The 15,576-nt window shown below is 73.3% G+C and carries 14 protein-coding genes; 8 read left to right on the forward strand and 6 right to left on the reverse strand.

The window, feature by feature from the left end; genetic code table 11:
* Positions 1-11 precede the first annotated feature (11 nt).
* The gene (locus ACZ69I_RS07455; RefSeq protein ID WP_470830896.1) at positions 12-524 is read right to left on the reverse strand and encodes an EF-hand domain-containing protein; all 513 of its coding nucleotides are present in this window, start codon (positions 522-524) and stop codon (positions 12-14) included.
* A gap of 174 nt (positions 525-698) precedes the next feature.
* On the opposite strand from ACZ69I_RS07455, the gene ACZ69I_RS07460 reads away from it, so the two are divergent.
* On the forward strand, positions 699-1,163 hold the full coding sequence (locus ACZ69I_RS07460) for a hypothetical protein (protein ID WP_467672599.1): 465 nt from the start codon (positions 699-701) through the stop codon (positions 1,161-1,163).
* Between the two features lie 16 nt (positions 1,164-1,179).
* On the opposite strand, the gene ACZ69I_RS07465 is transcribed toward ACZ69I_RS07460, so the two are convergent.
* Entirely contained in the window at positions 1,180-1,554 is a 375-nt protein-coding gene (locus ACZ69I_RS07465) for an STAS domain-containing protein (protein WP_467672601.1), read from the reverse strand.
* 287 nt (positions 1,555-1,841) lie between these two features.
* Between ACZ69I_RS07465 and ACZ69I_RS07470 the strand changes: the two genes are divergently transcribed.
* Both ACZ69I_RS07470 and ACZ69I_RS07475 read left to right on the forward strand, forming a co-directional pair.
* Entirely contained in the window at positions 1,842-2,426 is a 585-nt protein-coding gene (locus ACZ69I_RS07470; protein WP_467672603.1) for an RNA polymerase sigma factor, read from the forward strand.
* Complete coding sequence (locus tag ACZ69I_RS07475; protein ID WP_470830897.1) at positions 2,423-3,712, forward strand: zf-HC2 domain-containing protein; 1,290 nt, start codon at positions 2,423-2,425, stop codon at positions 3,710-3,712. The genes ACZ69I_RS07470 and ACZ69I_RS07475 overlap by 4 nt, the downstream gene beginning before the upstream one ends.
* A gap of 15 nt (positions 3,713-3,727) precedes the next feature.
* Here ACZ69I_RS07475 and purU read toward each other — a convergent pair whose 3' ends face one another.
* Both purU and ACZ69I_RS07485 read right to left on the reverse strand, forming a co-directional pair.
* The gene (gene purU / locus ACZ69I_RS07480) at positions 3,728-4,609 is read right to left on the reverse strand and encodes a formyltetrahydrofolate deformylase (RefSeq protein ID WP_470830898.1); all 882 of its coding nucleotides are present in this window, start codon (positions 4,607-4,609) and stop codon (positions 3,728-3,730) included.
* Positions 4,610-4,690: 81 nt separating this feature from the next.
* A complete protein-coding gene (locus ACZ69I_RS07485; protein WP_470830899.1) occupies positions 4,691-5,191 on the reverse strand; it encodes an SCO4402 family protein in 501 nt (166 codons plus the stop codon).
* A 118-nt stretch (positions 5,192-5,309) separates the two neighbouring features.
* Between ACZ69I_RS07485 and ACZ69I_RS07490 the strand changes: the two genes are divergently transcribed.
* Positions 5,310-6,584, forward strand: coding sequence for an ABC transporter substrate-binding protein (locus ACZ69I_RS07490; protein WP_470830900.1), 1,275 nt, complete (start codon positions 5,310-5,312; stop codon positions 6,582-6,584).
* Between the two features lie 44 nt (positions 6,585-6,628).
* Here the strand turns inward: ACZ69I_RS07490 and ACZ69I_RS07495 are convergent, their stop codons facing one another.
* Positions 6,629-8,596, reverse strand: coding sequence for a DNA polymerase III subunit gamma/tau domain-containing protein (locus tag ACZ69I_RS07495; RefSeq protein WP_470830901.1), 1,968 nt, complete (start codon positions 8,594-8,596; stop codon positions 6,629-6,631).
* 159 nt (positions 8,597-8,755) lie between these two features.
* On the reverse strand, positions 8,756-10,144 hold the full coding sequence (locus ACZ69I_RS07500) for a transcriptional regulator (RefSeq protein WP_467672611.1): 1,389 nt from the start codon (positions 10,142-10,144) through the stop codon (positions 8,756-8,758).
* 350 nt (positions 10,145-10,494) lie between these two features.
* Here ACZ69I_RS07500 and ACZ69I_RS07505 point away from each other — a divergent pair, with 350 nt between their 5' ends.
* The 4 genes from ACZ69I_RS07505 to ACZ69I_RS07520 all read left to right on the forward strand — a co-directional run bounded on the left by ACZ69I_RS07505 (position 10,495) and on the right by ACZ69I_RS07520 (position 15,523).
* A complete protein-coding gene (locus tag ACZ69I_RS07505; RefSeq protein ID WP_467672613.1) occupies positions 10,495-11,154 on the forward strand; it encodes a bifunctional DNA primase/polymerase in 660 nt (219 codons plus the stop codon).
* Between the two features lie 63 nt (positions 11,155-11,217).
* A complete protein-coding gene (locus tag ACZ69I_RS07510; RefSeq protein ID WP_470830902.1) occupies positions 11,218-11,991 on the forward strand; it encodes an ABC transporter ATP-binding protein in 774 nt (257 codons plus the stop codon).
* A complete protein-coding gene (locus ACZ69I_RS07515) occupies positions 11,988-13,634 on the forward strand; it encodes a transporter (RefSeq protein WP_470830903.1) in 1,647 nt (548 codons plus the stop codon). Before ACZ69I_RS07510 ends, ACZ69I_RS07515 begins: the two co-directional genes overlap by 4 nt.
* Before the next feature lie 506 nt (positions 13,635-14,140).
* Entirely contained in the window at positions 14,141-15,523 is a 1,383-nt protein-coding gene (locus tag ACZ69I_RS07520; RefSeq protein ID WP_470830904.1) for a PAS domain-containing protein, read from the forward strand.
* Positions 15,524-15,576: the final 53 nt, after the last annotated feature.

Below are 15,576 nucleotides of genomic sequence, written 5' to 3' on the forward strand. Positions count from 1 at the left end.
TGCCGTACGGCCTACTCGGGGACCGTGAAGTACTCCGCGAAGGCCTGCACGATCTCCTGCTCCGTGACCCGGCCGTCGCCGTCCGCGTCCAGCGCGGCGGCCGACGCCGCGGCGATGTCCTCGGGCACGCCCAGCGCCTTGAGCGCACGGCCTGCCGCCTCCGGACTCATCGCGCCGTCCGCGCCGCCGTCGGCGACACCGATCACCGCGTGCAGGAACGGCCGGGCGATCTCGGCGAACCGGTCGGGGTTGTCCCGCAGCCGCTTCACGGCGCCGCCCACGAACTCGTCGCGGGTGATCCGCTGGTCCCCGTCGCGGTCCGCGATCCCGGCCATGCCCTGCCAGAACGCCTCGGCCCCGATGTAGAGGGCCTGCCCCTGCTCGGACCGCGCCGTCGCGCCGAACTCCGTGCACAGGGCGGCCGCCGCCGTGCTGAAGTCCTCACGGGAGATGTAACCGTTGCCGTCCTGGTCGAAGGTGGCGAACCGGGCCGCGATCCTACGCTCGTACTCGGCACTGTCCATGATCTTCGGGCCGCCTCACTTCCGCGGTTGGGTGCATGCTTGCCGGGGGTGTTCCCCGGCAGCGAGCGTACGACGTCACGAGTGCCCGGAGACGGGAAAGCGATGCTTGTGCCAAGACCGCCGGAATTCCGGGACAAGGGTGTGGCACGGGTGTGATGTGGTGCACTGTCCTGCGTGGAAGCGGTCGCGGCGAGTGTCATAGCGGTACTGGGAACCCTGCTCGGCGCGGGGATCACCCATTCCTTCCAGCGCAGGGCCATCGAGCGCACGGAGCGTTTCACCCGGGGCGAGAAGCTGCGGCAGGAACGGATCGACGCGTACAGCGCGTACGCGGGAGCGCTGATCAACTACCAGCGGGTCATCGTCGACCGCTGGTTCAGCAGGACCGAGGGCCGTCACGAGGAGAGCGAGGAGTCGCGCTTCCGGTCCTACGAGATGCGGTCCGAGGCCCAGGAGGCGCTGTTCCGGGTGCAGTTGCTCACCCATGACGACGAGCTGGTGCGGCTCGCCTGGGAGACCCTCGACCAGATCGCCCAGGTGCACAGGACCGACGACCGCGAGGAGATGTCCGCGCGTCGCCGTGCCTCGCGCGAGGCCATCAACTCCTTCGTGACGCTGGCGAAGCGGCACGTCGCGTGAGCCGGGTCGGGCGGACCTAGGCCGACAGCGGGGTCGCCCCGTCGTCGAGCGCCGCCGGTACGTCGGGGAAGACCTCGAAGAGCCGGCGCACGCCGAGCGCCGCGAGGACGCGGTTGACGTGCGAGCCGTCCTCGGCGCCCTTCGCGGGCAGTATCAGCCGCAAGTGGCCCTGGAAGGAACGGATCAGGCGGCGCGTGGCGATCAGCACGCCGACGCCGCTGGAGTCGCAGAAGAGCACCTCGGAGAGGTCGAGCACGATACGGCGGCGGCCGTCGGCCACGGCGTCGTGCACGCGCTGGCGCACCACGGGCGAGGTCAGGAGGTCCATCTCGCCGGAGACGCACAGCACGGCCCAGCCGTCCTGCTCGCCCACCGTCACCTTGAGCGTCACGCGCCACGCCTCTCGCTCGCCCTGCCCTGCCTGTCACTCGTTCCGGAGCTAACCGGAAGCAGTCCCTACGTTTCGTTCTGCCTCGGCTGCCCCTCCACTCCCCATATGAAACACCAGCAAACCCTCGTCAATATCATCCGGCCTCCCGCAGGGGGCCCGCTTTGCCGCAAACGAGAGAGTTCCCTCAGCGCGGCCGACTACATTCGAAGGGGAGCCACGGACGCGAAACGACGAACGGGAAGTACCGTCGGAGTAGGCAGAACAGGGCAAGCGCACGAGGGGGCCGCATGCCGAAGGACGCGCCGCGGCGCTGGGACCGCCGGATGCAACAACGGCTCGCGCACGGGGAGGCCGCCGCACTCGGCGAGCTCTACGACCGCTTCGCCTCGCTCGTGCACAGCCTCGCCCACCGCGTCCTCGACGACGAGTTCGCCGCCGACCGCATCACCCGCGAAGTGTTCACCCACGTCTGGGAGAACCCCGACGCGTACGACCCCCGGCAGGGCCCGCTGCGCTCCTGGATCGCCACGCTCACCCACCGGCACGCCGTCCGCAGGCTCCGCCAGACCGAGTCCGCCGCCCTCGCCCGCGGCGGCGAGGGCACCCCGGAGGAGCTGGAGCGCAAGGTGCGCCGCGCCTCCGCCGCGGCCCGCGCGGACTACATCGTCACCGCCATGCCCACCCCGCTGCGGGCCGCCCTGGAGCTCGCGTACCTCCACCGGCGCGACTACCGCCAGACCGCCGCCGACCTCGGCGTCACCGAGGACGAGGCCCGCCGCAGGCTCCGCCTCGGCCTGCAGCTCCTGTCCACGGCCAACGACACCGGCGACCCGTCCGCCGGCGCCGCCCGCGGCACCGGGACCGCGCTGTGACCGGCTCCGACCGCCCGGACCCCGCCGAGGGCGAACCGCACGAGACCGAGGCCACCCCGCGCATACCGATGCCGCGCTCCTCCGTGGAGGACACCGGCAGGCCCGTGCCCGCCTCGCCCCCGGCGCCGCTCGTCCTGGAGCACCGCGTCCTGAAGTCCCTCCTCGGCGCCTGGGCGCTCTCCGCGTGCTCCGCCGAGGAGGCCACCGCCGTCGAGGAGCACCTGGGCGACTGCGGCCCCTGCGCGGACGAGGCCCTGCGGCTGCGCGACGCCGTCGGCCTGCTGCACCCCGAGGAGAGCCTCGACCTCGACCCGGGCCTGCGCACCCGCGTCCTGGAGAGCTGCCTGGGCAGGCGCCCGCCGCGCATCCCGGTGCCCGAGTGGGCGGTTCCCTACGACGCGGAGACCGCCCGCCTCGACGCCCTGCTGCAGGACATCGGCGACGCCGAGTGGCACGCCCCGGTGCGCCTTCGCTGGTTCGACGCGGACGGCCCGGTCAGCAGGAAGACCACCGTGGCCGGTGTCATCGCGCATCTGCTCGCGGTCGACGGCATGGTCGGGCTCGCCCTCGGCCTCGACGACCCGCTCGGCACCGACGTCCGGGTCGAGCACGATCCGGACCACCGCACCGAGGCGTTCTGGCGCGCCTCGTACTTCCCGCCCACCCGCGCGGTGCGCACCCCCTGGCGCGAGCAGACGCACGATCTGGTCCGCACGGTGTCGTTCGCTGGCGACGGCTCGGGGCGGCTCCCCGTGCCGTACGGAACGGTGGCCGTGCCGGGCGCGGGCGGCGGCGCGGACCCCGAGGCGCGCGAGACGGTCGAGCTCCCGCTGCGGGACGCCATGGTGGACCGCGCCTTCGAGTGCTGGATCCACGCGGGCGACATCGCCCACGCCGTGGACTATCCGTACGTGCCGCCCGCGCCCCGGCACCTCCACCACATGATCGACCTCGCCGCGCGGCTGCTCCCAGGGACGCTGGCCGGACGCCGCCGCTCCGGGCTCGCCTCGCCGGTCCGCCGGCTGGTCGCGGCGGGTGCGCCCGGCCGCAGCCTGCGCCTGGAGATCGAGGGGCTCGGCGGCGGCGAGTGGCTCATCCCGCTCGACTCGCCCGCGGCGGTCGCCTCACGCGAGCACGAGGTGGCCCATGTGGCGCTGGACGGCGTCGAGTTCTGCCGCCTGGCCGCGGGCCACGTCTCCCCGGAGGAGGCGGCAGCGGGTCAGGACGGCGACCGCGAGGCCATCCGCGACGTGCTGTTCGCGGCGGCGTCACTGAGCCGGATGTAGCCCCGCGGACACGGGCTAGGCGAAGACGACCGTGCGGCGGCCGTTCAGCAGGATCCGGCGCTCCGCGTGCCACTTCACGGCCCGCGCCAGCGCCTGGCACTCCACGTCGCGGCCGATCGCGACCAGCTGGTCGGGGGTGACGCCGTGGCCGACCCGCTCGACCTCCTGCTCGATGATCGGCCCCTCGTCGAGGTCGGCGGTCACGTAGTGCGCGGTGGCACCGATCAGCTTCACACCGCGCGCGTGCGCCTGGTGGTACGGCTTCGCGCCCTTGAAGCTCGGCAGGAACGAGTGGTGGATGTTGATGATCCGCCCGCTGAGCTCCTTGCACAGGTCGTCCGAGAGGACCTGCATGTACCGGGCGAGGACGACCAGCTCCACGTCGATGGAGCGCACGAGTTCCAGGAGCTGCGCCTCGGCCTCGGGCTTGTTCTCCTTCGTCACCGGGACGTGGTGGAAGGGGATGTCGTACGAGGCGACGAGCTCGGCGAAGTCCGTGTGGTTGGAGACGACCGCGGCGATCTCCACCGGCAGCGCGCCGGTCCGGGAGCGGAACAGCAGGTCGTTCAGGCAGTGCCCGAACTTCGACACGAGCAGGACGACCCGCATCCGGTCCTCGGCGCGGTGGATCTGCCAGTCCATGTGGAAGGAGTCGCCGATGGCGGCGAAGCTCGCCCGCAGCTTGTCGACGGTCACCGGCGCCTCGGCCGAGAAGTGCACGCGCATGAAGAACAGTCCGGTGTCGTGGTCGCCGAACTGCTGGCTGTCCTCGATGTTGCAACCGGTCATGAAGAGGTAGCTCGACACGGCGTGCACGATGCCCTGCTTGTCGGGGCAGGAGAGGGTGAGGACGTACTGCTCAGCGGGGGCGGCGGGGGCGGTGGACTGCTCGTTCATGCGGCCAAGGTTCCCACAGCGGAGACCGCCGTGGGCAATCGTCCCGCCGGTCGGACCCCCGGTGCGTCGCCGGAGCCCGTGTCACGCGGAGCGCGTCAGGATCCGCAGCACTTCGAGGGTGCGCGGCGGCTCGTCCGGGTCCTCCCCGTCGCCCGCCGCCATGCGTACGTGCGCGTCGCGCGCCGCGTGGACCGCCTCGGGCCACCCGGGGTGCTGCAGGTAGACGGAGACCATCGCGTCGGGCCCGACCTCGTGCATGATCCGCAGGACCCGCAGGACGGCCGTGTCGACGAGGGCCGCCTCCTGCGGGTCGCGGAAGATCGTGCCCACGTACTTCTCGGCGGACCAGTTGTCGAGCCAGGTGTCCTCGACGAGGCGGTACACGGCGTCGGTCACGTCCCCGTACTCCTCGCGCCCCGCGAGCCAGCACTCCCGCTGGAACTCGGGGTCGGAGAGCATGTGCAGCGCCGAGCGCACGTTGCTGCGCCAGCGCCACCACGGCATGTCGTTGGTCGGCATACCGCCCATGGTGCTGGAGCGACGGCCGCGACGGGAAGACTTCTCCGAACCTTGCACGGTCATGGATCGTACGTTCCCACCCCGCGCACGCGAACCGGACCCCGCCCGTTCACCGTCATGTCACTGTCCGTTGAGAACGCGTCACTCCACGGTTGGCCGCGCGACGGAATCGTGCAGGGACATGACCGGCCGGCGACGCACCTTCCTTCCCCGCCCCACCCGCACCGCCCTGCTCTCCGCGGCAGCCGTGGCGGCGAGTACGTCCCTGATAACCGGTTGCGGGGTCATCCCTGGCACCACGGGGGGTTCCAGGGATGACCCGATCACCGTCATGACCTGGGCACCCGAGAAGACCAAGGCCACCAACAAGCCGGGCGTCCCCGCCATGGCGCAGGCCTACGCGCGCTGGGTCAACGCGCACGGCGGCCTCGACGGCCACGAGCTCAAGGTCCTCACCTGCAACGACCACAACGACACGGTGGGCGCCGCGGACTGCGCGCGCGAGGCGGTCGACAACGACGTGGCCGCGGTCGTCGGCGCCTACAGCCAGCACGGCAGCTCCTTCCTCGCCCCGCTGGAGGGTGCGGGCATCCCCTACATCGGCGGCTACGGCATCACCGACGACGAGTTCAGCAGCCCGCTCTCCTACCCGGTCAACGGCGGCGAACCGGCCCTGCTCGCCGGCAACGGCCGACAGCTCGCCGCCCGCTGCGCCCGCGTCTCCCTCGTACGCCCCGACACCCTCGCGGGCGACGAGCTGCCCAAGCTCCTCAACCAGGGGCTCGCCGACGGCCACCACAGGCCCGTCGCGGACATCAGAGCCCCCGAGGACGGCACCGACCTCACCCCGCAGGCCGAGCAGGCCCTGAAGTCGGCGGGCGCCGAGGACGGCTGTGTGACGGCGGCGCTCGGGGCGCGCACGGACACCTTCTACGACTCGTTCCGCCGCACCAGGGACGACTACCCGCCGGTCCGGATCTCCTCGGTCCTCGGCAGTGTCGACCAGTCCCTCATCGACCGCACCGGCGGCGCGAGCGGCCCCTACGAAGGGGCGTACGTCACCGGCTGGTACCCCGCGACGGGCGACCCCCGGTGGTCCGGGATGCGGGAGGTCATCCGCGAGCAGGCGTTCGGCGACAACCGGGTCGACCCGGCGGACGCGGGCGTACAGACGACGTGGATCGCGTACACCGTCCTGAAGCAGGTCGTCGAGTCGCTCGACGGCGGCGACGTGTCGGCCCGCACGCTGCGCCGCGCCCTCGACGGCGGCCTGCGGGTCGAGACGGGCGGCCTCACTCCACCGCTGAGCTGGCGCTTCGAGGACCTGCTCGCGGCCAGCGAGTTCCCGCGCCTGATCAACTCCGGCGTCACGTTCCAGGTGGTGCGGGACGGGCGACTCGTCCCGGCCCGCAGGGGCTTCGTGAACGTGGAGAAGACGCTGGAGCAGACGGCCTAGGGCGGCGGGCCCCGGGGACTGTCGCCGGGGTCTGGCGCCCAGGGTCAGAGCTGGGTCCTGTTGCGCTCGGTCAGGCCGTACTTGCGGGCGATCGCGTTCCAGTGGTGGGCGGCCTGCTCCTTGGCGGTCGTCGCCGCGCCGCTCTGCTGGTTGCCCGCCGCGGCCTGCGAGGTGTTGCGGGCGTGGCCCTTGTGGCAGCCCTTCTTGCCGCCCACCTGGTCCGCCCAGGCCGCGTAGTGGTTGTCCGCCGCGGCCGAGGCCTTCCATGCCTTGTTGAGGGAGGCGGTCAGCTGGTCGTTGGCCGGGAGCTTGTCGACCTTGAGGGAGGCGAGCCGGGTGACGAGGCCGTTGCGCTGCCTGGCCGCGTCGCGCAGGTCCTTCGCCGACCTGCCGAGGTTCTGGCACTTCCCGACGTTGCGTACGGCGGCGATCACCGTGTCACGGCTGTTGTTGCTGTCGGCCAGGAGCTTGTCCAGGGCGACGGCCTGGTCCTTGACGGGGTCGGCGGTCGGCGAGGGCCGCTCGTCGGGCTCGGAGGACGCGGAGACGGACTGGCCGTCGCCCTCCTTGTCGTCGTCACCGCCACCGGAGCTGAGGAGGGCGCCCGCCCCGATGCCGAGCACGGCGATGCCGACGCCGACGGCGGCGATCAGCGGCACCTTCGAGCCGGTGCGGCCGCCGGGCCTGCCCCCGCCGCCGTGACCGCTGCCGCCGGGCTCGGGCAGGGGCGCGGGCGCCGGGCCCTGGGCCTGGACGCGGGGCATCTGCTGGGTGGAGGCGGGGCCTTCGGCCGCGGGCTCGGCGCGGAAGAGGCTGTCGAACTCGGCGGGCGGCTGCCGGTCGCCGGGGGCGCCGGGGCGGATGCCGTAGGGGGCCGCGGCGGGCTCGGGCGGGGCGCCCTGACCGGTGGGGGCGTGACCTGCGGACCCCGTGGGGGCGTTTCCGCCCGGTATGGGGGCTATGAACTGGGTGGGGTCGCTGTCCGACGCGGCGCCGGGCATGGCGCCGGGAATCGGCGTACCGGTACGGCCCAGGAACTGCGTGGCGTCTGCGGCGGGGGCCTCGGGCGGCAGGGCGCCGGGGGTCACCGGAGGCAGGTACTGCGTGGCACCCTCGTCCGCCGCGGACGGGGCCGCGGGCACCGGGGGTATGTACTGCGTGGCCTCGCTGTCGGACGGCGCGCCCGGCGCGGCGACGGGCGGCAGCGGCATGCTCCGCGGGGTGGTCACGGCGGCGGGCAGCTCCTGTGCCTGCCTCGGCGCGGCGGGCGGCAGGGGCTGCCCGGTCTGCGGCGCGGCGTGCGCGCCCGGTCTCGAAGGCGGCACGGCATGGGCGCCGTGCGCCTGCTGCGGCGCAGCGTGGGAGCCGTGCGCCGCCTGCGCCCCGTGCGCGCCCCGGCCGCCGTAGGAGGGGTCGTGGGAGGCGGGCCGGTCCTCGGCGGCGTGCGCGCGGTGCGAGCCGTGGCCGGGCTGCGCCTGCGGGTCGTAGGCCTGCCGGCCCGGGTAGGCCTGCTGGCCCTCCTGACCGGCGGTGTAGTCGGACTGCCCCTGCTGACCGGCGGTGTGGCCGGGCTGCTGCCCCGCGCCGTACGCCTGGCCGCCGTAACTCTGGCCGTCGTACGCCTGCTGCTGCCCGTAGCCCTGCTGCCCGTAGTCCTGGCCGCCGTAGCCCTGGCCGCCGTACGCCTGCTGCTGCCCGTAGCCCTGCCCGCCGTACTGCTGGGCCTGGGCGGGGTCGGGGGCCGTGCCCTCCGCGGGAAGCGGCTGGGCGGGGGTCTGCTGGGGCGGCGCGCCCCACTCCTGGCCCTGACCGGGCGGCGGCGGTCCGGCCGTCTCGGGCCCCCAGGGCTCGCCCCACGGGCTGCCGCCCGCCGGGGCACTGTGCCGGCCCGCGGTGCCGGGGAACAGCGGCTCGCTGCCGTCAGCGGGCAGCACGACGCCCTCGTGGGCGGGCCGGTCCGCAGGTTGCTGCGGATCGGAGGAAGCAGCGCCCTGACCGCTCTGCTGCGTCACCGGGACTCCTACACATGGGGGACCTACGGAACCGTCGGGTCACGCTACCGGGTCGCCACATCCCTCTGCCACGCAGCTCAGAACGCCGCTCTCCGCCGGGCGGCGGCAGTAACGGAACCGCCTGCCCAGACGCTGTTCAGGGGCGCGTTCGCGAGTTCGTCACGCCGCCTGTACGTCGAGGCGCGCCCCGAACTCCCGTACCACCGGCTCCTCCCGGTAGGGCTCAAGACGGTCCTGGAAGTCCTCCAGGTACTCCGCGCCGCGGTTCGACCGCAGCGTGCCGAGCAGTTCGACGGCTTTCAGGCCGGTGTGGCAGGCCTGCTCCACCTCGCGCCGCTGCACCTGCGCCGTGGCCAGCAGGACGAGGCCGATGGCCCGGCGCCGCGCCCGTGTCTCGGGGTGGCCGTCCAGGGACTCCTGGGCGCTGCGCGCCGCCGCGTCGGCCTGCCCCAAGTCCCGGTGACAATGCGCCATTTCATCGGCCAGATATGCGTGGTCGAAGTGCCGGATCCACACCGGGTCGTCGCCCGAAGCGGCCTGTGTGGACGCCCGGTCCATCGCCTCGACCGCCCGGCCCGCCACCACCTGCGTGGCGCGCGCGTCACCGAGCAGCGCGTGCCCGCGTGCCTCCGCCGCGTAGAACATCGCCTGCGCGCGGGGCGTGACCCGGCCGCGCGTCCCCTCCTGGGCGGCCCGCGCCAACTGGGCGATCTCGCGCGGGTTCCCGAGCTGGGCGGCGAGGTGGCTCATGGACGCGGCGAGCACGTATCCGCCGTACCCGCGGTCGCCCGCCGCCTGGGCGAGCCGGAGCGCCTGGATGTAGTAGCGCTGGGCGAGGCCCGGCTGCCCCGTGTCGACGGCCATGTATCCGGCGAGTTCGGTCAGCCGCGCCACCGCGGCGAAGAGCTCGCGCCCGACCGCTTCCCGGTAGGAGCCCGCGAGGAGCCCGGAGACCACGGAGTTGAGGTAGTGCACGACGACCGGTCGCACGTGGCCGCTGCCGAACTGGTGGTCCAGCTGCGTCAGCGCCTCCGTCATCGCCTTGACCGCCGCCACGTCCGACATGCCGACGCGCGGCCCCGCGGACCGCCCGACCTGCGAGTCCGGCGAGGAGATCAGCCAGTCGCGGCTGGGCTCGACGAGCGCGGACGCGGCCACGGACGAGCCGGAGAGGAAGTCGCGCCGGCCCACGTCGCTGCGCCACAGCTCGCAGACCTGCTCGATGGCGCCGAGAACGGTCGGCGAGAACTGCAGTCCCACGCCGGAGGCGAGGTTCTTGCCGTTCGCCATGCCGATCTCGTCGATGGTGACGGTGCGGCCCAGCTTGCGGCCGAGCGCCTCAGCGATGATGCCGGGCGCCCGCCCGCGCGGCTGCTGACCGCGCAGCCAGCGGGCCACGGACGTCTTGTCGTAGCGCAGGTCGAGACCGTGCTCCGCGCCGCACATGTTGACCCGGCGGGCGAGTCCGGCGTTGGAGCAGCCGGCCTCCTGGATGAGCGCCTGCAGCCTTTCGTTGGGCTGTCGCGCGACGAGCGGCCTTGCGGCCATGGCGTACCCCCTGTGTGCACCGTGGACCATCGGGACGGGCGGCCGCCGTGGACCGCCTCAGGATGATCAATGCCCTTGGGGCAAGGCGAAGATGCGCCACAAAAGAAGCAAAAGAAGCCATTAAGAACGACAAATGCGAATCTGTACGGACCTCCGTGCGGACCTGCCGGCCCGCGGGCTTCCTCCGAGGCGTCCTCTGATTGCCCTTGACCTGGCTACCCGCCCCCGGAAGCCAATCCCCATGCGCGCCCCCACCCGTGCACCCATGCGCCCCACTCGCAGGATCGATGCTCCTCCCCCGCCCTCGCGTGCGCCCGTAACCCGAGGTGGCACGGGGAGTTGAGAACTCCGTGGAAGAGACCATCGGAGTCACGTCAGCCGCGCAGATCCCGAAGCAGCGCGGAGAGGCCTTGCTGGACACGGCCGTGCGATACGCGGAGGAGCGGCACTGGGACGTGGTCCCCGGGACCTGGCTCGAGTCCGTCGACGGCGTCGAGCGGTGCTCCTGCGGGGAGACCACGTGTGACGCGCCCGGCGCGCACCCCGCCCGCGAGGACTGGGCGACCCAGGCGACCGGCAGCGCGACCGTGGCCCGACGGCTCTGGCAGAAGCAGGGCAACGCCTCGATCCTGCTCCCCACCGGGCGCACCTTCGACGCGATCGACGTGCCCGAGACCGCCGGGTTCCTCGCGCTCGCCCGCATGGAGCGGATGGAGCTCACGCTCGGCCCGGTGACCTGCACCCCCAACCGGCGCATGCAGTTCTTCGTGCTGCCCGGCGCCACCGCCAAGGTGCCCGACCTCGTCCGCAAGCTGGGCTGGCCCCCGGCCGCCATCGACCTGGTCTCCTTCGGCGAGGGCACCTACGTCGCCGCTCCCCCGACCCGCTTCGGCGCCATCGGCGCCGTCCAGTGGGCCTGCCGCCCCACCGCCGCCAACCGCTGGCTGCCGGACGCCGAGGAGATCATCTCGCCGCTGGCCTACGCGTGCGGCAGGGAAGCGCGCCGCTGAGAGCCCGTCCGGACCACGCCGTCGTATCGTGCGGAGACGACGAGAGCGGTGGAGGGCGGCACGGTGACCGAGGCGGCGGTACGGGTCCAGGGACTCTGGAAGAGATTCGGCGAACAGGTCGCGGTGGCCGGGATCGACCTCACCCTCCCCGCGGGCAAGTTCATCGGCCTGGTCGGCCCCAACGGCGCGGGCAAGACCACCACGCTCTCCATGGTCACCGGCCTGCTCAGGCCCGATCAGGGCACCGTCGAGGTCGTCGGCCACGACGTGTGGCGCGACCCCGTGGAGGTCAAGGCCCGCATCGGCGTGCTCCCCGAGGGCCTGCGCCTCTTCGAGCGGCTCTCCGGCCGCGAACTCCTCGCGTACACCGGCAGGCTGCGCGGACTGCCCGGCGCCGAGGTCGACAAGCGCGCCACCCAGCTCCTCGACGTACTCGGCCTCGCGGGCGCCCAGCACAAACTCGTCGTCGACTACTCGACCGGCATGCGCAAGAAGACCGGCCTCGCCGCAGCGCTCCTCCACAACCCCGAAGTCCTCTTCCTCGACGAGCCGTTCGAAGGCGTGGACCCCGTCTCCGCGCAGACCATCCGCGGCGTCCTGGAGCGCTACACCGCGTCCGGCGCCACCGTCGTCTTCTCCTCCCATGTCATGGAGCTCGTCGAGTCGCTCTGCGACTGGGTCGCCGTCATGGCCGCGGGCCGCATCCGCGCGCAGGGCACGCTCGCGGAGGTACGGGGTGCGGCGCCCTCCCTGCAGCAGGCGTTCCTCGAACTCGTCGGCGCCGGACGCCGCGACCCGGGCTCCCACCTCGACTGGCTGGGCGGCGGCGCCCGATGACCGCGCCCCTGCCGCTGCCGGGCACCCGGGCCACGTCGGCTTCGCCCGTTCCCCCGCCGACGGGCGTCACCCGGGTCTTCGTACGCCTGAAGCTGTCCCTCCTGCGCAACGGCCTGCGCCAGTCCGCGGGCCGCCGCGCCGCGTACATCGCCTCCGTCGTCCTCGCGCTCCTCCTCGCCGCGCTCCAGCTCCTCGGCCTCATCGCGCTGCGCGGCAACACCCACGCCGCGACCGTCTGCGTCCTGCTCACCGCGGTGCTCGCCCTCGGCTGGGCCGTCATGCCGCTCTTCTTCCCCAGCGGCGACGAGACCCTCGACGCGACGCGCCTGGTGATGCTGCCGCTGCGCCCCCGCCCCCTCGTCCGGGCCCTGCTCGTCGCCTCCCTCGTGGGCATCGGGCCGCTGTTCACGCTCTGCCTCGCGGCCGGCGCGGCGGTCGCGCTGGCCCACGGCGCGGCGGCGGCCGTCACCGGCGTCGTCGCCGTCGCCCTCACCCTCCTGGTCTGCGTGGCGCTGGCCCGCGCGGTCGCCGCCGCCAACATCCGCCTCCTCACCAGCCGCAAGGGGCGCGACCTCGCGGTCCTGAGCGGCCTGGTCATCGCCATCGGCGCGCAGGTCGTCAACTTCGGGGCGCAGCGGCTCGGTTCGGCCGGGCTCGGCACGCTCGACCCGGCGGCGGACGTGGTCCGCTGGATTCCGCCCGCCGCGGCGCTGGGCGCGGTGGACTCGGTGAGTGACGGCGCGTACGCCCGGGGCGCGGCCCAACTCGCGCTCTGCGCCGGGGTGCTCGCGGCCCTCCTCGCGCTCTGGCAGCGCAGCCTGACCCGCCTGATGACGACGCCGGACGGCTCGACGCTCGCGGCGGCCGCGCCGGACAAGGGCACCTCCCGCACCTCCGGCGCCCTCGCCGGTGTGCTGCCCGCCGGGCGCACCGGCACGGTCATGGAGCGCAGCCTGCGGTACGTCTGGCGCGACCCGAAGACCAAGGCGGCCTGGGTGACCTCGCTGGCCATCGGCCTGATCGTGCCGGTCTTCAACGCACTGCAGGGCACCGGGTCCGTGTACTTCGCGTGCTTCGCGGCGGGGATGCTCGGGGTCCTGATGTACAACCAGTTCGGTCAGGACACGTCGGCGTTCTGGATGGTGGCGATGACGATCTCGTCGCCGCGCGACGCGTACGTGGAGCTGCGCGGCCGGGCCCTGGCGCTGCTGCTCATCACCCTCCCGTACGCCACGCTGGTCACCGTCCTGACGACGGCGATGCTCGGTGACTGGCCCGCCCTGCCGGAGGTCCTCGGCCTCTCCTTCGCGCTGCTCGGCGCGATGCTGGCGACCGGCGCGTGGTCCTCGACCCGCTTCCCGTACTCGATCCCGCAGGAGGGCTACAAGAACGTGGCCCCCGGTCAGGCGGGGCTCGCCTGGATCTCGATCTTCGGCGGCATGGTCGCCGCGGCCCTGCTGTGCGCCCCGGTCCTGGCCGTCACGATCTGGCTGCACGCCTCGGGCGCGGCCTCCTGGACCTGGCTGCTGCTGCCCCTGGGCACGGCGTACGGGGCGGCGGTCACGGAGCTGGGCATGCGTCTTGCGGCCCCGCGCCTCGCGCGGCGCCTGCCGGAGATCCTCACGGCGGTGAGCAAGGGCTGAAGGGGCCACTGGCCCTCGCTCCTGCCTCCTGCTCCTGCTTCTGGAACGCAGGCGACCCGCGAGCCGTGGTTCCTGCCGCGCCGGGCGGACCGGGCGGAGGAAGCCGGCCGGACGTACCGGCGGCTCGCGGGTCGGGTGACTGCTTGGGTTTGGGCCGGCTGCACGCTCGTCTCACGCGCTGGTCCGGCACCGCACTGGGTGTGGTGGCAGGCCGCTAGCCCGCAGCCACCTCTCGCGTCCGCAATGAAATCACTGCCGGATCACCTCCATTCTTCGAGTGCTCACCACCCTAGGAAGAGGCGCTGGGTCGCTCAACCGGTTTTTCGGGAACCGGGCCCCCGCTACGTACGCGTCGCGCAACGATTTCTCTGTCACTTTCCGGGAACTACCTGTGGGGTGCGTCACGTTCCAGTTGAATGATCTGACGTGCGGTACAGGCGGACGGCGCAGCTCATGCAGTACAGGCAGCTCATGAGGACGAGGACACGGCCTGCAGGGGGTTCCAGGTGAGTGCTTCGCGACAGAGCGGAACTACCGACGAACTGGGTCCTGAAGAACCCGAACCGGGCAGTGCCGAGTTGCTCGCGGCGCTGCTCGACGGGATGGACGCGGCGTTGTGCGCGTTCGACGCCGACGGTGTCGTGACGCACTGGAACCGGGAGGCCGAGCGGATCCTCGGCTGGTCGGCGGCGGAGGCCGTCGGGCGGCGGGGCTTCACCGGCTGGGCGGTGCGGGCCGCGGACGCCGGGGACGTCGAGGAGCGGCTGCTCGCGGCGATGGACGCGGCGGGCCGTCAGGTGCACGAGTTCGCGCTGGTCACCAAGGACGGCGGCCGGGTGCTCGTGCGGATGCAGTCGGCGGCCGTGCGGGGCGGTGACGGCAAGACGGCGGGGATGTACTGCGCCTTCAGCGAGGTGCACGCCCAGATCGATCTGGAACGGTCCATCGCCCTGAGCGAGGCGCTCTTCGAGAACGCCACGTGGGGTGTCGTCCTCGTCGACGCGGACCTCCGGCCCGCCGTCGTGAACGAGTACGCCGCCCGTGCCTTCGGGGTCGGGCGCACCGCCGTCCTCGGACGCCCGCTGGCCGACCTGCTCGGGCAGGGCGTCGAAGAGCTGGAGAGCGCGCTGACCCACGTGCTCGCCGAGGGGGCGCCGCCCGCCCCCGCCGAGCTGTGGGTGTCGGTACGGGCGCCCGGGGCGGGCCGGGACGACGGGGTCGAACGGCGCTGCTGGCGCAGCGGATTCCTGCGCCTGGCGTCGCCGCTGGCCGAGGAGCCGGTACCGCTGGGCGTGGGCTGGCTCTTCCTCGACGTGACGGAGACCAAGCAGAACGAGCAGGTGGCCGCGCAGCTGCGGTTCCGCTCCCAGCAGCTGCACCGGGCCGCACGGGCCGCCGCCGAGTGCGAGGACCCGACGGAGGCGGCCACCGTCCAACTGGACTTCGCCCTCGCGGGCTTCGCGGACCACGCGCTGGTGGACCTGCTGGCCGGTGAGAAGCCGGTCCGTCTCGTACGGGTCGCCGCGACGCCCGCGGGTGCGCCGGGCCCCTGCCTGCCCGTCGCCATGGCGGGCATCCCCGTGCGCTACCCCGAGGGCCACCCCGCACCCCAGTCCGTGGAACGCACCGGTTCGGTGCGGGCCAGCGCGGGCACGGCGGCCACGCCGGAGCGGGTACGGGAGTGGGCGGCGGCCCGCCAGTGGCCGGAGGACTCCGTCCACGCCCTCTGCGTCGTGCTGCGCAGCCGGGCCCGGACGCTGGGTGTGGTGACGTTCCTGCGGGGGGCGGGGCGGGGGCAGTTCGACGGGGTGGACGCAGCGTACGCGGAGAGCGTGGCGGCGCGGGTCGCTGTGTCGCTGGACTTGGCGGAGTCTGTCGGGGGGCAGTGACGGGTCGCTCCCGCGTGGGGGGGGCGGGTGTGGGGGTGCGTTGTCCCCTGCGG

The organism is Streptomyces sp. NPDC036815, assembly GCF_055609205.1.